Annotated in this window: 16 protein-coding genes; 7 read left to right on the top strand and 9 right to left on the bottom strand. The window is 67.9% G+C overall.

The features are described 5' to 3' along the window. Positions 1-207: 207 nt before the first annotated feature. The 9 genes from QMX79_RS15195 to QMX79_RS15155 form a co-directional block, all read right to left on the bottom strand. Positions 208-1,485: a citrate synthase gene (locus tag QMX79_RS15195; RefSeq protein ID WP_282247470.1), complete on the bottom strand. Its 1,278-nt coding sequence runs from the start codon at positions 1,483-1,485 to the stop codon at positions 208-210. Between the two features lie 322 nt (positions 1,486-1,807). Then, positions 1,808-2,074: a type B 50S ribosomal protein L31 gene (locus QMX79_RS15190; RefSeq protein ID WP_193069377.1), complete on the bottom strand. Its 267-nt coding sequence runs from the start codon at positions 2,072-2,074 to the stop codon at positions 1,808-1,810. 108 nt (positions 2,075-2,182) lie between these two features. After that, the gene (locus QMX79_RS15185; RefSeq protein WP_282247469.1) at positions 2,183-3,121 is read right to left on the bottom strand and encodes a nucleoside hydrolase; all 939 of its coding nucleotides are present in this window, start codon (positions 3,119-3,121) and stop codon (positions 2,183-2,185) included. Between the two features lie 134 nt (positions 3,122-3,255). Beyond that, positions 3,256-5,367, bottom strand: a complete 2,112-nt coding sequence (gene recG, locus QMX79_RS15180; RefSeq protein ID WP_282247468.1) for an ATP-dependent DNA helicase RecG — start codon at positions 5,365-5,367, stop codon at positions 3,256-3,258. Between the two features lie 7 nt (positions 5,368-5,374). After that, positions 5,375-5,761 carry a RidA family protein gene (locus tag QMX79_RS15175; RefSeq protein WP_282247467.1) on the bottom strand — a complete coding sequence of 129 codons (387 nt, stop codon included), beginning with the start codon at positions 5,759-5,761 and terminating at the stop codon, positions 5,375-5,377. Between the two features lie 108 nt (positions 5,762-5,869). Then, entirely contained in the window at positions 5,870-8,029 is a 2,160-nt protein-coding gene (locus tag QMX79_RS15170; RefSeq protein WP_068853883.1) for a bifunctional (p)ppGpp synthetase/guanosine-3',5'-bis(diphosphate) 3'-pyrophosphohydrolase, read from the bottom strand. A 156-nt stretch (positions 8,030-8,185) separates the two neighbouring features. Further along, positions 8,186-8,485 (bottom strand): DNA-directed RNA polymerase subunit omega, encoded by a 300-nt coding sequence (gene rpoZ / locus QMX79_RS15165; RefSeq protein ID WP_068853884.1) that lies wholly within the window; start codon positions 8,483-8,485, stop codon positions 8,186-8,188. Between the two features lie 111 nt (positions 8,486-8,596). Continuing rightward, positions 8,597-9,262, bottom strand: a complete 666-nt coding sequence (gmk, locus tag QMX79_RS15160; protein ID WP_282247466.1) for a guanylate kinase — start codon at positions 9,260-9,262, stop codon at positions 8,597-8,599. Further along, complete coding sequence (locus QMX79_RS15155; protein WP_184127156.1) at positions 9,259-10,119, bottom strand: YicC/YloC family endoribonuclease; 861 nt, start codon at positions 10,117-10,119, stop codon at positions 9,259-9,261. Before QMX79_RS15155 ends, gmk begins: the two co-directional genes overlap by 4 nt. A 120-nt stretch (positions 10,120-10,239) precedes the next feature. Here QMX79_RS15155 and rph point away from each other — a divergent pair, with 120 nt between their 5' ends. The 7 genes from rph (at position 10,240) to pepQ (ending at position 17,532) form a co-directional block, all read left to right on the top strand. Further along, complete coding sequence (gene rph / locus QMX79_RS15150) at positions 10,240-10,968, top strand: ribonuclease PH (RefSeq protein ID WP_282247465.1); 729 nt, start codon at positions 10,240-10,242, stop codon at positions 10,966-10,968. Further along, on the top strand, positions 10,965-11,354 hold the full coding sequence (locus tag QMX79_RS15145) for a VOC family protein (protein WP_282247464.1): 390 nt from the start codon (positions 10,965-10,967) through the stop codon (positions 11,352-11,354). Before rph ends, QMX79_RS15145 begins: the two co-directional genes overlap by 4 nt. Then, positions 11,351-11,944 carry an RdgB/HAM1 family non-canonical purine NTP pyrophosphatase gene (gene rdgB / locus QMX79_RS15140; protein ID WP_282247463.1) on the top strand — a complete coding sequence of 198 codons (594 nt, stop codon included), beginning with the start codon at positions 11,351-11,353 and terminating at the stop codon, positions 11,942-11,944. Before QMX79_RS15145 ends, rdgB begins: the two co-directional genes overlap by 4 nt. Before the next feature lie 58 nt (positions 11,945-12,002). Further along, positions 12,003-13,214 carry a radical SAM family heme chaperone HemW gene (gene hemW, locus QMX79_RS15135; protein WP_282247471.1) on the top strand — a complete coding sequence of 404 codons (1,212 nt, stop codon included), beginning with the start codon at positions 12,003-12,005 and terminating at the stop codon, positions 13,212-13,214. Positions 13,215-13,296: 82 nt separating this feature from the next. Further along, the gene (locus QMX79_RS15130) at positions 13,297-15,780 is read left to right on the top strand and encodes a DUF1631 domain-containing protein (RefSeq protein ID WP_282247462.1); all 2,484 of its coding nucleotides are present in this window, start codon (positions 13,297-13,299) and stop codon (positions 15,778-15,780) included. Continuing rightward, on the top strand, positions 15,777-16,124 hold the full coding sequence (locus QMX79_RS15125) for a PilZ domain-containing protein (RefSeq protein ID WP_282247461.1): 348 nt from the start codon (positions 15,777-15,779) through the stop codon (positions 16,122-16,124). Before QMX79_RS15130 ends, QMX79_RS15125 begins: the two co-directional genes overlap by 4 nt. Before the next feature lie 82 nt (positions 16,125-16,206). Next, on the top strand, positions 16,207-17,532 hold the full coding sequence (gene pepQ, locus QMX79_RS15120; protein WP_282247460.1) for a Xaa-Pro dipeptidase: 1,326 nt from the start codon (positions 16,207-16,209) through the stop codon (positions 17,530-17,532). The last annotated feature ends 183 nt before the right edge of the window (positions 17,533-17,715 follow it).

Below are 17,715 nucleotides of genomic sequence, written 5' to 3'. Positions count from 1 at the left end.
GGGTACGGGGGCTTTGCGAAACATGGATGTTTCGCAAGAGCCTCCAGGGATGGATTCACGGCGCCCCCCGTACCCCCACCACCGCCGGCCCTGCGCGCAGCATCCTGCACACGACGGCTGTTGCTTGAAGGCTCTTGCTTGAACGCTGTTGAGCCAAAAAAAAACGCCCCCTTGCGGAGGCGTCTTTTCATGCACTACGGGCGCTGATCAGCCCTGGTAGTCACGCACGTCGTGGCCGGTGTAGACCTGGCGCGGGCGGCCGATCTTCATTTCCGGGTCGACCTGCTGTTCGAGCCAGTGCGCGACCCAGCCGGAGGTGCGGCCCAGGGCGAACATGACGGTGAACATTTCAGTCGGGATCTGCAGCGCCTTGTAGATGATGCCGCTGTAGAAATCGACGTTCGGGTACAGCTTGCGGGCAACGAAGTAGTCGTCCTGCAGCGCGGCCTGTTCCAGCTTCACGGCCACGTCCAGCAGCGGATCCTGCACGCCCAGCTGCTTGAGCACCTTGCCGGTCATCTCGCCGATGACCTTCGCGCGCGGGTCGAAGTTCTTGTACACGCGGTGGCCGAAGCCCATCAGGCGGAAGCCCGAGGTCTTGTCCTTGGCCTTGAGCACGGCCGATTCGACGTTGTCGGCCGAACCGATTTCTTCCAGCATCTTCAGCACGGCTTCGTTGGCACCGCCGTGGGCCGGACCCCACAGCGCGGTGACGCCAGCGGCGACCGACGCGTACGGGTTGGCACCGGTCGAACCGACCAGGCGCACCGTCGAGGTGGAGGCGTTCTGCTCGTGGTCGGCATGCAGGATGAAGAGCAGGTCGAGCGCCTTGACCACGTCCGGGTTCAGCTCGTACTGGCCATCAGCCGACTCGAAGGTCTGCTTCAGGAAGCGGCTGACGTAATCCAGCGAGGTATCCGGCTTGTTGGCCGGCAGGCCCTTGCCGTGGCGGTAGATCAGCGCCGACAGGGTCGGGACCTTGGCGATCAGGCGCACGGCCGACTGGCGACGCTGTTCGGCGTCGGACAGGTCCAGCGACGCGTGGTACTTCGCCGACAGCTGCGCGATGGCAGCGGCCAGGATGGCCATCGGGTGGGCATCCTTGTCGAAGCTGGCGATCAGGGCATTGATCGAGGCATCGACGTTGGCTTCGGCAGCCAGCTCATCGGTGAAGGCCTTCAGCTGCTCGGCGCTCGGACGCTCGCCGTTGATCAGCAGGTAAGCCACTTCGACGTAGCTGGACTTTTCCGACAGCTGCTCGATGGGGTAGCCGCGATACAGCAGCACGCCCTTGTCACCGTCGATATAGGTGATGGCGGACTTGCAGCTGGCGGTGGCGGTGAAGCCGGAGTCGTAGGTGAAGAGACCGGTTTCCTTGGTCAGCTTCGAAATATCGACACAATCGTTGCCGAGCGTGGGTTTGATGACAGGCAGAACAACCGACTTGTCGCCGGCGTTGAGCGTGACCTGATCAAGATCGGACACTGTGTGCGCTCCTCAGGGGAAGGCGCCCACCCAAGCGCGTGGGGCGGGCACGTGAAAGAAGTCCACAACCTGTGCTGTGGATCACGTCATTATCGCACAGCAACATTTGCCACGCCCTAGGACGGAAGTCGTAGACGAAGGGCCGCCCTGCCCTGTCAGCACAAGCCTGGCGGTGCTCCGACCGGGCTGATATGGACACTGCGTTCTGCCCGGCAGGCACAATTTATGAACCGCCGTTCATCCACCAGCAGGGTTCGACGCGGGCAAAAAAAAACAACGGCCGCCTGGGCGACCGTTGTTTTCATGCAGCAGTGTCGACCGCTTATTCGGCAGCAGCAGCCGCAGCCGGCTTGCCGAAACGCTTCTGGAACTTGTCGATACGGCCGCTGGTGTCGATCACCTTGTGCTTGCCCGTGTAGAACGGGTGCGAAGCAGAGGAGATTTCGATCTTGACGAGCGGGTACTCGTTGCCGTCTTCCCACTTCACGGTTTCTTTCGTCGCCATGGTGGAACGGGTCAGGATCTTGAAATCGGAGGTAACGTCCTGAAACACGACGTCACGGTAGTTCGGATGGATATCGGCCTTCATGGACACACCGTAGAGAATATGAAAAACGTAAGCGCGGCATTATAGTCCCGGCGCCCTGCGAGGGCAAGCCGGGACCACCGCTACATGAACAGGCCCGCCGTGGCGGCCTTACCGGACCCCAAGGGCTGCCCGGACCTGGGCTTCAAAGCGCCCCTGGTCGTAGGCCATCAGCAGCTGGGTGTTGTCCGGCTGCCCCGTCTGGCGGTTCCAGTCAACAATGGTAGCACCCCGGCTGTGGGTCCCGGCCAGTTCGATGTTCAGCGGGCGCGATTCGACCCGCAGCGCGCCTTCCGGCTGCAGCGCCCAGGCCATGGCCAGGGCGTCGGCGGCGAACCAGCGCTCGCCCCGGCTGTCTTCGGACCACAGGCGGGTCTGGCGCGAGATCAGCTCATAGAAGCGCGCCTTGTCGCTGTCGAAGGCCAGCCACTGCTCGACATCCTTGTGCAGCAGGCCATGGGCAACGGTGGCTTCCCAGTCGGCCACTTCGATGTGCGGGAAGCCGGTGAACACCACGTGCGCCGCTTCCGGATCGAAGGCGATGTTGAACTCGGCCGCCGGGGTGATGTTGCCGTGGCAGGTCACCGCCCCGCCCATGACCAGGAAGCGCTTCACGCGCTGCGGCAGGGTCGGGTCGAGCTTGAGCGCCAGGGCCAGGTTGGTCAGCGGGCCGAGGGCGACCAGGAACAGCTCGCCGGCGTACTCATGGGACAGGCGCAGGATGGCCAGCGCGGCGTGTTCGGCTTCGGCCTGGCGCTTGGCGGCCGGCAGGTTGACGTCGCCGAAGCCATCGGCGCCGTGCACGTGCGCGGCATCGACCGAGGGGTGCAGCAGCGGATCGGCGGTACCGGCGAACACCGGCACGTCTTCACGCCCGGCCACTTCACACAATTTCAGCGCATTGCGGACCGTGTGGTCCAGGCCGACATTGCCGGCGGCAATGGTGAGGCCGACCACGTCGTGGCGTTCGTCGGCAAAGGCCATCAACAGGGCCAGGGCGTCATCGACACCCGGATCGGTGTCGATCAACAGCGGAATCTTCTTGGTCATGCGTGCCGTCTTTATCTAGCGGCAACGGAATGTCTCACCCGGAGGTTACAAATACAAGGCCGGTGCCGATGCGGTCACGACCAACGGTCGTGACCTACCAACGAGGGCAACGGGTAGGTAACGACCGTTGGTCGTTACGCGCCGGCGTACCGCACGGCCGATCCGATCCACCGCTCGACGACGCGGTCCGCCACCACTGGCGCCTCGGCCAGCAGACGCTCGGCCAGTGCATGCACGCCCGGCAGCAGGTCCGCGTCGCGGGCCAGGTCGGCCATGCGGAAGCCGGCCAGGCCGGTCTGGCGGGTCCCCAGCAGTTCGCCGGGACCGCGCAGTTCCAGGTCCTTTTCGGCGATGACGAAGCCATCGTTGGTCTGCCGCATGGTTTCCAGGCGTTCGCGCGCCATCGCCGACAGCCGCGCCTGGTAGAGCAGCACGCAGCGCGACACGGCCGAACCGCGCCCGACCCGGCCGCGCAGCTGGTGCAGCTGGGCCAGGCCGAGGCGTTCGGCGTTCTCGATCACCATCAACGAAGCATTGGGCACGTCCACGCCGACTTCGATCACGGTGGTGGCCACCAGCAGGTCGATCTGCCCGGCCTTGAACGCGACCATGGTGGCCAGCTTCTCGCTGGCCTTCAGCCGGCCATGCACCAGCCCTACCCGCACGCCCGGCAGCAACGCCTGCAGCGATTCGTAGGTGGCCTGCGCCGGGGTGGCATCCAGCTCGTCGTTCTCTTCGATCAGGGTGCACACCCAGTACACCTGGCGGCCTTCGCGGCAGGCCAGGGCAATGCGTTCGATCAGTTCGGGGCGGCGATCATTGTTCAATGCCACGGTCTGCACCGGGGTGCGCCCGGGCGGCAGTTCGTCGATCGCCGACACGTCCAGGTCGGCGTATTCGGACATCGCCAGCGTGCGTGGAATCGGCGTGGCGGTCATCACCAGCTGGTGCGGCACGCTGCGCCCGCCCGGCCCCTTGTCGCGCAGGGCAAGCCGCTGGTGCACGCCGAAGCGGTGCTGCTCGTCGACGATGGCCAGTGCCAGGTCATGGAACACCACCGCCTCCTGCATCAGGGCGTGGGTGCCCACCACCACCTGCGCCTGCCCGTTGGCGACCTGTTCGAGCACCTTCGCGCGCGCCTTGCCGGTGACCTTGCCGGCCAACCAGGCCACCTGCACGCCCAGCGGTTCGAGCCAGCCGCGCAGGTTGGTGAGGTGCTGTTCGGCCAGCAGCTCGGTCGGCGCGGCCAGCGCGACCTGCTTGCCCTGCTCCACCGCCAGCATGGCGGCCAGCGCGGCCACCACGGTCTTGCCCGAGCCGACATCGCCCTGCACCAGCCGCAGCATCGGGCGCGGCTGGGCCAGGTCCTCGCGGATCTGGGTGAACACCCGTTTCTGCGCGCCGGTGAGGGCGAACGGCAGCTGCTTGAGCAGGGCCTTGGCGAGTTTTCCAGGGCCGGCCAGCGGCGGGGCGTGGTGCGCCTGCAGTGCAATGCGCTGGCGGCGCAGGCTCAGGTGATGGGCCAGCAGTTCTTCCAGCGCCAGACGGCGCTGCGCAGGATGGGTTCCTGCGGCAAGTGCGGCCAGGTTGGCGTCCGGTGGCGGGCGGTGCACGGTCAGCAGCGCGCTGCGCAGCGAGGGCAGTGCCAGGCCATCGAGCCAGCCGGGCGGCAACAGCTCCAGCGTGGATTCTTCAGGCAGGCGGTCCAGCGCCTGGCCGATCAGGCGGCGCAGCGTGGCCGGGCCGATGCCTTCCACGGTGGGATACACCGGGTCCAGGCTGTCGCCCAGCGCCGGGTCATCGGTACGGCCGAGCACCTGGTAACTGGGGTGGACGATTTCCAGCCCGAGCTGGCCCGGCTTGGGCGTGCCGAAGCAGCGCAGGCGGGTGCCCACCGCGAACTGGGCCACCTGCTGCTGGCGGAAGTGGAAGAAGCGCAGCACCAGCGTGCCCTGCCCTTCGTCTTCCACCGCTACTTTCAGGGTCGGGCGGAACCGCATGCCGCGGTCCACCGCGACCACGCGGACTTCCACCTGCGCCGGCACGCCGTTGCGCAGGTCCTGGATGCGGGTCAGCGCGGTACGGTCTTCATAACGCAGTGGCAGGTGCAGCCACAGGTCCTGCAGCGAGGCCAGGCCGCGGGCCGCCAGTTTGGCGGCCACGGCCGGACCCACGCCGGTGAGCACCGCCAGCGAAGCTTCGCCGGACGGCGCCAGCGCCGGGGTGACCGCCGGTCTGCGTGCCACGTGGCGGTCAGTCGATGACCATCACCGCATCAACCTCGAAGTTGGCGCCCTTGGGCAGACCGGACACTTCGATGGTGGAGCGGGCCGGGAACGGCGCCTGGAAGTAGTCCTGCATGACCGCGTTGACCTTGGCGAATTCGGCCAGGTCGGTCAGGTACAGGCCCAGGCGGACCACCTTGTCCAGCGAGCCGCCGGCGGCTTCGGCCACGGCCTTGAGGTTGTCGAACGCGCGGCGGGCCTGCGCTTCGACATCACCGGCGCCGACGATGTCGCCGGTGGCCGGGTCCAGCGGAATCTGGCCGGAGAAGTACACGGTGTTGCCGGCACGCACGGCCTGCGAATACGGACCGATCGCGGCCGGTGCGTTGTCGGTGTTGATGATCTGGCGGGACATGGGGCGTCCTGGTAAACGAGAGAGCCCCTATTGTATCGGTTCCGGTTGTTGGGGCGCGTCGAATGGTGATGGACCGCGTGGACACGCATGGCGTGTCCCTACGCAACGTTATTGGCGGCGTACCGACTGGACGACCGACAAACGGCGCAGCCGGCGCATGACTTCGGCCAGGTGGTTGCGGTCGCGGACCTGGATGTTGAACGCCAGCACGGCGGCGTTGAAGTCGCGGTCCAGGTAGTCGACCCGTTCGATGTTGGAATGGCTCTGCGCGATCGCCGCGGCCAGCTGGGCCAGCACGCCGGTGCCGTTCTCCACTTCCACCACCAGCGCGGTGTCGTAATCACCGGAAACGGTGGTGTCCCAGCCGATCGGCACCCAGCGCTCGGGCGACTTGCGCAGCTCGGCCAGGTTCGGACAGTCCAGGCGGTGCACCACGATGCCCTTGCCGGCCGTGTGATAGCCCATGATCTCGTCGCCGGGGATCGGCTGGCAGCAGTTGGCGAAGCTGACCACGCCGCGTTCGCTGCCGTTGATCAGGATCTTTTCCTGCGAGTGCTTGGAATGCGCGCCGCCGCGCAGTTCGGCATAGGCCATCAGCGCCTGCGCGGCCTGGTTCGGCATCCAGTTGCCCAGGGCCACTTCGGCCAGCAGGGCCTCCAGGCGCGGGTAGCGGTGTTCGGCCAGGAAGGCGTCCAGGCGGCCCTTGGGCAGCCGTTCCAGCGAGCTGTCCATCGCTTCCAGCGCGCGGTCGAGCATGCGGTGGCCCAGCTGCACGGCGTCTTCGTGTTCGAGCTGCTTGAGCTGGTGGCGGATCGCGGTGCGCGCCTTGGAACTGACCACGAATTCCAGCCACTGCGGCTTGGGCGTGGCCGAGCGCGCGGTGATCACTTCCACGGTCTGCCCGCTGACCAGCTTGGTGCGCAGCGGCACCAGCTTCTTGTCCACGCGCGAGGCCACGGCCATGTTGCCCACGTCGGTGTGCACCGCATAGGCGAAGTCGAGCGCGGTGGAGTTGCGCGGCAGGGCCAGGATCTTGCCCTTGGGGGTGAACAGGTAGACCTCGTCCGGGAACAGGTCGACCTTGACGTTGTCGAGGAATTCCAGCGACGAACCGGCGGCGCGCTGCGAATCGATCAGCTCCACGATCCACGCGTGCGCACGGCTCTGCGCGCTGTTGGGGGTGTCGCCACCGAACTTGTAGGTCCAGTGCGCGGCCACGCCGCGCTCGGCGATCAGGTCCATTTCCTCGGTGCGGATCTGCACTTCGATCGGAGAGCCATACGGGCCGAACAACACCGTGTGCAGCGACTGGTAGCCGTTGGCCTTGGGAATGGCGATGAAATCGCGGAAGCGGCCATCCAGCGGCTTGAAGGTGGCATGCACCGAGCCCAGCGCGTGGTAACAGTTGGGCACGCTGCGCACGACCAGGCGGAACCCGAACACATCCATGACCTGGTCGAAGGATTTGTTCTCGTCGCGCATCTTGTTGTAGATGCTCCACGGGGTCTTGATCCGGCTGACCAGGCGGTGTTCCAGCCCTTCCTTGGCCAGCCGCTGCGACAGCTGCACTTCCACCTGTGCCATCGCCTCGCGGCGTACCACCGGCTGGCTGCGGATGTGCTTTTCCAGGATCGCGTGGCGCCACGGGTACAGCGCCTTGAAGCCGAGGTTCTGCAGCTCGCTCTTGACCAGGCTCATGCCCAGCCGCTGCGCGATCGGGGCGTAGATCTCCAGGGTTTCGCGGGCGATGCGGCCGCGCGCCTCGGTGCTCTGCGCGCCGAGCGTGCGCATGTTGTGCAGGCGGTCGGCCAGTTTGATCATGATCACGCGCAGGTCGCGCGACATCGCCAGCAGCATCTTGCGGAAGCTCTCGGCGGCCGCTTCCTGGCGGTCGCGGAACTTCAGCTTGTCCAGCTTGGTGACCCCGTCGACCAGCTCGGCTACGGCTTCGCCGAACTCGGCGGCCAGCTCTTCGCGGGTCAGCGGGGTGTCTTCGATGGTGTCATGCAGGATCGCCGCGATCAGCGCCTCCACGTCCAGGCCCAGCTCGGCCAGCACCTGCGCCACCGCCACCGGATGGGTGATGTACGGCTCGCCCGACTTGCGGGTCTGCCCGGCATGCGCGGAGGCCCCTACCTCCCAGGCACGGCGCAGCAGCGGCAACTGCTCGGGCGGCAGGTAATGGGCTGCGCGTTCAAGCTGGAGGACATAGTCGGGTACGGCCGCGCCGGGAGACGTGGCGACCTTGGCAGAGGGGCCTGGGTTCATGGCTGGAAGACTATTCCAGCGACGGGATAACGGCAAACTATTGCGTACGGGCAATCGTCAAATGCGTCACCACCAACGGTGGTGCCCCTACCGCTCAAAAGCAGACAGCCCGCACTTGGCGGGCTGTCTGTGGCAACAACGAATGATCGGGTGCGATCAGTCGTCGTTCTTGGACATGTCTTCGTCGGCGACGACTTCGGCAGCGGCCCATTCCAGTGCTTCACGTTCGGCACGCTCGCGTTCGGCCTTCTCGACTTCGTCGATCAGGGCGTTGTCGATCTTGCGGGCGGCAATTTCGCGCAGCGCCAGCACGGTCGGCTTGTCTTCGGTTTCGCTGTTGTCCAGGGTGGCCTGGACGCCATTGGCCAGCTGACGGGCGCGCTTGGACGCCATCATGACCAGCTCGAAACGGTTATCGACGACTTCCAGGCAATCTTCTACGGTGATGCGGGCCATGCGGGCTCCCGGCAGCCGGCAAGGGCTGCTCATCGAATGAGGGAAAGGGGACGGATTGTACCGGCCAGGGCTGGACAAAATCAAGCCGACCGGCTACCCGCCCCTTGTGAATCAGTCAGTTGCCGTTGCGTCCTGGGTCAGCAGGGCCTGGATCAGGCCCGCGTGGCGGACCTTCTGGGACTCCCGGCGCAGGCGGCTGGCCGTGAAGATGGCGCACAGCTCGTCCACGGCGGTCTCGAACACCTCGTTGACGATGACGTAGTCGAAGTCGTTGAAGTGCAGCATTTCCTCGCGGGCGGCGGCCAGGCGCTGGGCAATCACCGCCTCGCTGTCCTGCCCGCGCTTGCGCATGCGGTCCTGCAGGGCCTGCTTCGACGGCGGCAGGATGAACACCGTGACCGTGCCGGGGACCAGCTGGCGCACCTGCTGGGCGCCCTGCCAGTCGATCTCCAGCAGCACGTCCTGGCCGGCCGACAGCTGCGGCTCGACCGACTGGCGGGCGGTGCCCTTCCAGTCGCCGTGCACCCAGGCATGTTCGAAGAAGTCGCCGGCGGCGATCATCCGCTCGAACTCGGCGGCGCTGACGAAGTGGTAGTGCTCGCCGTTCACCTCGCCCGGGCGCATGGCGCGGGAGGTGAACGAGATCGACAGGGCAATCTGCGGGTCGCGCGCCAGGGTGGCGTTGACGATGCTGCTTTTGCCGGCCCCGGACGGGGCGGCCACGATGTACAGCGTGCCGCGGGCCGGTTCCGGGCTCTGGAGGGGCTGGCTGCTCATTCGATGTTCTGCACCTGTTCGCGGATCTGGTCGATCAGCACCTTCAGCTCGACGGCGGCATTGGAGGTGCGGCTGTCCACCGACTTGGAGCCCAGCGTGTTGGCCTCGCGGTTGAACTCCTGCAGCAGGAAGTCCAGGCGGCGGCCGACCGGCTCGCGCTGCTTCAGCACGCGGCGGATCTCCACGATGTGGCTGCGCAGGCGGTCCAGTTCCTCGTCCACGTCCAGCTTCTGCAGCCACAGCACCAGCTCCTGCTCGGCACGGCCGGGATCGACCGGGTGCGGCAGGTCGGCCAGCCGGGCCGACAGCTTGGCGCGCTGGCCATCGCGGATCAGCGGAATCAGGGTGGTGACCTCGGCGGCGATGCGCTCCACGCCATCCACCCGTTCCTGGATCGCCGTGGCCAGCTTGTCGCCTTCACGCTCGCGCGCGGCAACGAACCCATCCAAGCTCTCGTCCAGCAGGGCCAGCGCCTCGGCCTGCAGCGCGGCGGCGTCGACCGCCTCGCCCTGCATCACGCCCGGCACCTGCAGCAGTTCGGTGAAGCTCACCTGCAGGCTGGGAAAGCCCGGCGCCAGCCGGCTGGCCAGTTCGCCCAGCTGGGCCAGCAGCGCATCGTTGACCACCAATGCCCCGGTGACCTCCGGCGCGCGCAGGCGCATGACCAGGTCGATCTTGCCGCGGCTGCAGCGGTTGGCGACACGCTCCCGCAGTTGCGGTTCAAGCGCACGCAGCTCCTCGGGCAGGCGAACGCCCACCTCCAGGAACCGGTGGTTGACCGAGCGCAGCTCACAGGCCAGCGTGCCCCAGGGCGTGGCGCGCTCGCCGCCGGCATAGGCGGTCATGCTTCGAATCATGCGGGTTTCCGGTGCTCTCAAAGTGCAAATGGTACCCTAGCGGTTCCTTTGGAGCCTCCTCGCCTGCCGGTCCCCGGTCCGGGCGCGGTCCCGCATCCCTCGTCTTACCGGAAGCCATCCATGTCCGATCCCCGTCCCAGCGGCCGCCAGGCCGACCAGTTGCGCGAAGTGCGCATCGAACGCGCCTTCACCCGCCATGCCGAAGGCTCGGTGCTGGTCAGCTTCGGTGAAACCCGCGTGCTGTGCACCGCCAGCGTGGAGAACCGCGTGCCGGGCTTCCTGCGCGGCAAGGGCGAAGGCTGGGTTACGGCCGAATACGGCATGCTGCCGCGCTCCACCCACACCCGCAACGACCGCGAAGCGGCGCGCGGCAAGCAGGGCGGCCGCACCCTGGAAATCCAGCGCCTGATCGGCCGCACCCTGCGCGCCTGCATTGATCGGGGCGCACTGGGCGAGCGCACCATCACCCTGGACTGCGACGTGCTGCAGGCCGATGGCGGCACCCGCACCGCCGCCATCACCGGCGCCTATGTGGCGCTGGTGGACGCGGTGAACTTCCTGATCAAGCGCGGCGACATCAAGCGCAACCCGATCTTCGGCGCCGTTGCCGCGGTGTCGGTCGGCATCTACCGCGGCACCCCGGTGCTGGACCTGGACTACGCCGAAGACAGCGACTGCGACACCGACATGAACGTGGTGATGAACGACGGCGGCGGCTTCATCGAGCTGCAGGGCACCGCCGAAGGCCACGCGTTCCGCCGCGATGAGCTGGACGCGCTGCTGGCCCTGGCCGAAAAGGGCATCACCGACCTGTTCGCGGCCCAGCAGGCCGCGCTGGCGCAGCCGTGAGCCGGCGCCTCGCCCTGGTCACCCTCGTGGTGGCCGATTACGACGAGGCGATCGCCTGGTACACGGGCAAGCTCGGCTTCCACCTGATCGACGATATCGACCAGGGCAGCAAGCGCTGGGTGGTGGTCGGCCCGACCGATGGCAGCGCCGCGGCGCTGCTGCTGGCCCGCGCCAGCAACGAGGAGCAGCAGAGCCGGGTCGGCAACCAGACCGGTGGCCGGGTCGGCTTCTTCCTCAACACCGACGATTTCCACCGCGACCATGCCGCGATGACCGCGCGTGGCGTGGAATTCCTTGAAGCCCCGCGCGAAGAGCCCTATGCGACCGTCGCGGTGTTCCGCGACCTGTACGGCAACACGTGGGACCTGCTGGAGCCCAAGCAATGAAACTGGTACTGGCCAGCGGCAACGCCGGCAAGCTGAAGGAACTGCAGGCCATGCTGGCCGGCCTGCCACTGGAGATCGTGGCGCAGGGCGCGCTGGGCGTGAGCGATGTGCCGGAAACCGGCCTGACCTTCGTCGAGAACGCACTGATCAAGGCGCGGCATGCCTGCGCCAGCACCGGCCTGCCGGCGCTGGCCGACGACTCGGGCCTGATCGTGGATGCGCTGGACGGCGCACCCGGCCTGTACAGCGCGCGCTACGCCGGCAGCCCGACTGACGATGCGGCCAACAACGCCAAGCTGCTCCATGAGATGCGCGACGTGCCGGCCGAGCGCCGCACCGCGCGCTTCTACGCGGTGATCGTGCTGCTGCGCCACGCCAACGACCCGCAGCCGCTGATCTGCGAAGGCAGCTGGGAAGGCGAGATCCTGGACGAACTGCGCGGCAGCCATGGCTTCGGCTACAACCCGCTGTTCCTGGACACGGTGCTGGGCCAGACCGCCGCGGAAATGGCGCCGGACGTGAAAAATGCGATGAGCCATCGCGGCAAGGCATTGCAGGTGTTGAAGCAGAAGCTGTCGGCGTTGATCTGAATCGACTGTTGATGATTTCCCGAGGGCCGGCCAACGGCCGGCGCTACCGATGAGCACGATGTCCGACCACGATTGCCACCACCTTCCCGGCGAAAGCTGCGACCACGACCACGCGGTGTCGCTGGTGCCGCCGCCGCTGTCGCTCTACGTGCACCTGCCGTGGTGCGTGCGCAAGTGCCCGTACTGCGATTTCAACTCGCACCAGGCCAAGGGCGCGCTGCCATTCGAGGTCTATATCGATGCGCTGGTCCGCGACCTCGACCAGGACCTGCCGCTGGTCTGGGGCCGGGTGGTGAACAGCGTGTTCTTCGGTGGCGGCACGCCGAGCCTGTTCCCGCCGGAGGCGATCGACCGCTTCCTGCAGGCAGCCTCGGCACGGCTGCGCTTCGCCCCGAACCTGGAAGTGACCCTGGAAACCAACCCGGGCACGGCCGAGCATGGCCGCTTCGACCGCTACCGCGCGGCCGGGGTGAACCGGATCAGCTTCGGCATCCAGACCTTCAACGATGAGGCGCTGCAGCGGCTGGGCCGGATCCACGACAGCGGCGAAGCCGAGCACGCGGTGAAGCTGGCCCAGGATGCCGGCTACGACAACTTCAACATCGACCTGATGTACGCGCTGCCGCAACAGACCCTGGCCCAGGCCGAGCACGACCTGGAACGCGCGTTCGCGCTGCAGCCCACCCACCTGTCGCACTACCAGCTCACCCTGGAGCCGAACACCGTGTTCTTCGCGCGGCCGCCGCAGGGCATTCCCGACGATGATTCGGCCTGGGACATGCAGGAACACTGCCAGCGCCTGCTGGCCGAGGCCGGCTATGCCCAGTACGAGGTGAGCGCCTACGCGCGGCCCGGGCGGCAGAGCCAGCACAACCTGAACTACTGGCGCTTCGGCGATTACCTGGGCATCGGTGCCGGCGCCCACGGCAAGATCAGCTCGGGCGCCGAGCAGCACGTGCTGCGCCGCTGGAAGCACAAGCACCCGCAGACGTTCATGGACACTGCCGGCACGGCCGCGTCGATCGGCGGCGACGAGGTGATCGGCGCCGACCGCCTGCCCTTCGAATACATGCTCAACCTGCTGCGCCTGCACGAGGGCTTCCGGTTCAAGGACTTCGAGTCGCGCACCGGGCTGGACCGGGCGACGATCGCCGCGCCGCTGCAGACCGCCCTCGCCAACGGCTGGATGACCGTGCAGGGCGACCACGTGCAGCCGACCGAGCTGGGCCGGCGCTTCACCAACGACGTGGTGGAGCTGTTCCTGGGCTGAGGGTGTCGGGAGATCCCTTCTGGCGGGGACTCCGGGAAAACGTTAGATTCTGTGCTCTCAGGGGAGCCGGAACCTACAACGGATGTCTGCGTCCGCACCTTCATCGCCACCCGATCTGACCCGGTTCGCCAGCGTCAATGCGCCGCCGCGCGTGCGCCGCCTGCTGGCGGTGCTGCATGCACTGGCCGTGCAGACCCTGAGCACCCCGCTCAAGCTGACCATCGTGGAGCTCGAGCGCGAGCTGTTCCGCGATGCCGAGCGCGCGCGCAACAGCCAGATCCAGGCCGACATCTACGCCCAGGCCCGGCGCCTGCACGACATCAATGCGCAGTTCGCGCCGCGCTTCCTGGACGCGCTGGCCACGGCCCTGGCCAACCTGCGCGAACCACGGGTGCGCCACGTACCGGCCCCCAGCGCGCCGGTGACGGCCACCACGCTGACCCTGGTGACCGACACCGACATCGACCGCGACATCGTGCTGGCCGACATCACCCGCCGCGAGGCGCAGCGCTCGGCCAGTGCGCTGCAACTGCTGGGGCAGCGCTTCGGCGTGCTTGCCGCCGGCCCGGCGTTCGACGCCGAGGACCTGCCGTTCGGGCCCTACGTGCTGTGCCGGATCACCCGTGAGCTGGGCGAGGAATTCGCGCTGGGCCTTGAAACCCAGCTGGCGCTGTTCCGCGTGTTCGACCGCCAGCTGCTGGAACGCCTGGGCGAGCTGCTGGAACGCGCCAACGTACTGCTGACCCATGAGGGCGTGCTGCCCGGCCTGGTCTACACCCCCTACCTGGCGCGTTCGGCCACCACCCGGCGGATCGTCACCGGGCCCGAGCGCGGCACCGGCACGGCGCCCGCGCGCGAACCCGGCGGTGCGGCCGGGCGCCCGCTCACCGGCTGGAGCGGTTCTGCCAGCAGCGGCAGCTGGGCGGCGATGACCAGCGAAGCGATCGGCCAGATGGCGCCGCCGGCGACGGCCGCTGGCCAGCCGGCCGCCGCCGCTGCAGCGCCCGCCGATGCCGCCCCGGTCGACATGAACGCTCCGGCGTTGTCGGCCCTGCACCACTTGCTGGACGCCGCCCGCCATACCCAGGGCCCGGCAGGCCTCGGCCACGGCATTCCAGTGGCGCCGGGCCAGCCCGGCACCACAGCCGGCGCTGGCGCTGCGGCTCCTGCTGCCGGTGCTGATGGTGGACAGGGTGCTGCCGGAGCGTCGCCCCAGGCAGAGGCTGCGGGAGCAGGCGAGCGGCCGGAACCGGTCGCGATCTCCAGCGGCAACCTGCACGCCACGCTGGCCAAGCTGCAGGCGCAGTCGGCCGGCGTGCGCCGCACCATGGCCGACCTGCACAACGCCCTGCTCGCCCAGATGCGCGCCGACCACGGCCCGCAGGCCGCGCTGACGGTCAAGGACACCGACACCTTCGACCTGCTGGACATGCTGTACGGGCAGATCCACCGTGAGGTCCGCCCCGACGCGGCCGCCGTGGACCTGCTCACCCGCCTGCAGGTGCCGGTGGCGCGCGCGGCGCTGTCCGACCCGGCGTTCTTCGTGCGCGACCAGCACCCGGCCCGCGAGCTGCTCAACGCGGTGGCCGAAGCCGGCGCCAACTGGCTGGGCGAGGAGGATGTCGACCCGCAGCTGGTGCAGAAGCTGGACCGCGCCGTCGACAAGGTGGTCACCGACTACGAGGGCGATGCGGCGGTCTTCGAAGCGGCCAACGACGAGATCCAGCAGCACTTCCGCGCCCTGGCGCACAAGGCCGAGCTGGCCGAGCGCCGCCACGTGGAAGCGGCGCGCGGCAAGGAACGGCTGGAATCGGCCAAGCAGCAGGCCGGCGCCAGCATCGAACAGCTGTGCGCGCAGGCCGCGCCGCCCCGGTTCGTGCAGGCCCTGCTCAAGCAGGCCTGGTCGGACGTGCTGACCCTGACCCTGCTGCGCAGCGGCGAAGGCTCCGAACAATGGCAGGCGCGCGAGCAGGAAACCGCACGCATCGCCGAGGTCACCTGCCAGCCGCCCGGCAGCGCCGAGAGTGATACCCAGCTCGGCGAGCAGGTCGAAGCGGCGCTGCTGCAGGTGGGCTACCACCAGGACGAAGCGGCGGCGATCGCGCGCCGGCTGTCCACCCCGGGCGGCGAAGACGACAGCAGCTCGCGCACCGAACTGACCGCGCGCATCCGTGCGCGCACCCGGCTGGGCGAGCAGGCCGAAGGCAGCGAAGCACGGCGCGAGGCGCCCTTGGCGCGCAGCCCGGCCGAGGAAGACTGGTACCGCCAGCTGCGCACCCTGCCGTTCGGCACGTGGTTCGAATTCACCACCAACCAGCAGGGCGACATGCGCCGCCAGCGGCTGTCCTGGTACAGCCTGATCACCGACAACGCGCTGTTCGTCAATCCGCGCGGGCAGAAGGTGGCCGAGCATTCGCTGGACAGCCTGGCCCGGCTGATGGCGCACGGCCAGGCGCGCCTGGTCAGCGAAGGCAAGAGCCGCCTGATCGATCGTGCCTGGCAGGCCACCCTGCGCACCCTGCGTTCGCTGGCCGGCACCCCGGCCGCTGCGGAGACCGAGCAATGAACGACGACACCCGCCGTGCACCCCGCCGCGAGGTGGCCGACCAGGTGCCGGTGACCGACATGATGGCCGAGGCGGTGATCGGCCGGCTGGGCAATGTGTCCGAAACCGGCATGCTGATGATCTGTTCGGTGCCGATGACGCCGGAGGCGCTGTATCAGTTCCGCTTCGCCATCCAGGGTCCCCAGGGCCAGCCGGTGCAGGTGGACGTGGGCGCGCACCTGCTGTGGAACGAGCACAGCAACGCGCCGGGCCAGTCGTGGGCGGGTTTCCGCTTCCTGACCCTGAGCCGCGAGCACCGCGAACAGCTGCGCGCTTGGATCGCCGAGGAATCTTCGGCGGTGTGAGTGCCGGTTCCGGCACAGCGCGCACGGGCTGATTGCGGCAGAATCAGGGGCTGCATTCCGCACTGCCCTGTGAGCCTCCGCGATGAACCAGCCCGACCTCGCCGCCCTGTATTCCCATCATGTCCGCGTGCTGTGCCAACGCGCCGACGAGGCGCTGGCGCGCGGCGGCTTCGACCACCTGGTGATTCCCAGCGGCACGCTGCATTACCAGGCCTTCGACGACCGCGATTACCCGTATGCGGTGAGCCCGAACTTCAAGGCCTGGCTGCCGCTGACCAAGGTGCCCAACAGCTGGGTGGTGTACACGCCGGGCCAGCGCCCGAAGGTGATCTTCCACCAGCCGTTCGATTACTGGCACGTGGTGCCGGATGCGCCGAACGGTTGGTGGGTGGACCATTTCGACATCGAGATCATCCGCACGCCGGACGAGGCGCTGGCGCTGCTGCCGCGCGATGCGGCGCGCTGCGCGATCCTGGGCGAGCCGCAGAGCGCGCTGGGCGCGTTTGCGCCGAACAATCCCGAGCCGGTCATCCACTACCTGGACTGGCACCGGGCGTACAAGACGGCGTATGAAATCGCGCTGATGCGCCAGGCCCAGCAGCTGGGCGTGCGCGGCCACCGCGCGGCGGAGGCTGCGTTCCGTGCCGGTGCCAGCGAGTTCGAGATCCACATGGCCTACTGCCGCGCGGTCGGCCAGGATGCCAATGAACTGCCCTACGGCAACATCATCGGGCTGAACGAACACGCTGCGGTGCTGCATTACACCGACCTGGGCCGCAGCGCGCCGCAGCCGCTGCGCAGCTTCCTGATCGACGCCGGCGCCAGCGCGTACGGCTATGCCAGCGACATCACGCGCACGTATGCGGCCGCGGGCCACAACGAGTTCCAGGCGATGATCGATGCGGTGGACGCGGCCCAGCAGACGATGGGTGCCGGCGTGCGCGCGGGCGCGGATTACAAGCAGCTGCACATCGATGCGCATCTGTCGCTGATGGGCATCCTGAAGGATTTCGGCGTGCTGAAGGTCTCGCCGGAAGCGGCGCTGGCTACCGGCGTCAGCGCGGCCTTCTTCCCGCACGGCCTGGGCCACCTGATCGGGCTGCAGGTCCACGACGTGGCCGGCTTCGCTGCCAGCGACCGCGGCGGCCGCGTCGAGCGCCCGCAGGGCCACCCGTACCTGCGCCTGACCCGCGCCCTGGAACCGGGCATGGTGGTCACCATCGAACCGGGCGTGTACTTCATCGACATGCTGCTGGACGAAGTGAAGCAGCGCGGCCAGGGCGACAGCATCGACTGGGCTCGCGTGGACTTCTTCCGGCCTTACGGTGGCATCCGCATTGAAGATGAAGTGCTGTGCACCGACGGCGATGCGGACAACCTGACCCGGCCGGAGTTTGCGAAGGCCTGATGGTCGTTGACACCGTGTTGTGCAGCCGGGCTGTTGCCCGGCTGCTTCATGCATTTGGGCGAAAAGCCGGTGCGCATCGCATGGCCTGAGCTGGGCCGGCGGGTGCGGGTTTGCGGGACACGCCGTGAATCCGTCCATGGAGGCTTGTAGAAAACATCCATGTTTTCTACAGTCCCGCAAACC

The organism is Stenotrophomonas sp. PS02300 (assembly GCF_029959395.1).
GTDB lineage: Bacteria > Pseudomonadota > Gammaproteobacteria > Xanthomonadales > Xanthomonadaceae > Stenotrophomonas > Stenotrophomonas maltophilia_AD.
Note: the sequence above shows the minus strand (reverse complement) of the source record. Positions and strands in the feature narration are given on the sequence as shown.

What these genes read in the sequence shown, in the direction of transcription:
- QMX79_RS15125 (WP_282247461.1), top strand. Translation starts at nt 15,777, where the DNA reads ATGAACGACGACACCCGCCGTGCACCCCGCCGCGAGGTGGCCGACCAG.
- QMX79_RS15175 (WP_282247467.1), bottom strand. Translation starts at nt 5,761, where the DNA reads ATGTCCCGCCAGATCATCAACACCGACAACGCACCGGCCGCGATCGGT.
- QMX79_RS15155 (WP_184127156.1), bottom strand. Translation starts at nt 10,119, where the DNA reads ATGATTCGAAGCATGACCGCCTATGCCGGCGGCGAGCGCGCCACGCCC.
- rpoZ (WP_068853884.1), bottom strand. Translation starts at nt 8,485, where the DNA reads ATGGCCCGCATCACCGTAGAAGATTGCCTGGAAGTCGTCGATAACCGT.
- rph (WP_282247465.1), top strand. Translation starts at nt 10,240, where the DNA reads ATGTCCGATCCCCGTCCCAGCGGCCGCCAGGCCGACCAGTTGCGCGAA.
- QMX79_RS15130 (WP_282247462.1), top strand. Translation starts at nt 13,297, where the DNA reads ATGTCTGCGTCCGCACCTTCATCGCCACCCGATCTGACCCGGTTCGCC.
- pepQ (WP_282247460.1), top strand. Translation starts at nt 16,207, where the DNA reads ATGAACCAGCCCGACCTCGCCGCCCTGTATTCCCATCATGTCCGCGTG.
- hemW (WP_282247471.1), top strand. Translation starts at nt 12,003, where the DNA reads ATGTCCGACCACGATTGCCACCACCTTCCCGGCGAAAGCTGCGACCAC.
- QMX79_RS15190 (WP_193069377.1), bottom strand. Translation starts at nt 2,074, where the DNA reads ATGAAGGCCGATATCCATCCGAACTACCGTGACGTCGTGTTTCAGGAC.
- QMX79_RS15170 (WP_068853883.1), bottom strand. Translation starts at nt 8,029, where the DNA reads ATGAACCCAGGCCCCTCTGCCAAGGTCGCCACGTCTCCCGGCGCGGCC.
- gmk (WP_282247466.1), bottom strand. Translation starts at nt 9,262, where the DNA reads ATGAGCAGCCAGCCCCTCCAGAGCCCGGAACCGGCCCGCGGCACGCTG.
- QMX79_RS15185 (WP_282247469.1), bottom strand. Translation starts at nt 3,121, where the DNA reads ATGACCAAGAAGATTCCGCTGTTGATCGACACCGATCCGGGTGTCGAT.
- rdgB (WP_282247463.1), top strand. Translation starts at nt 11,351, where the DNA reads ATGAAACTGGTACTGGCCAGCGGCAACGCCGGCAAGCTGAAGGAACTG.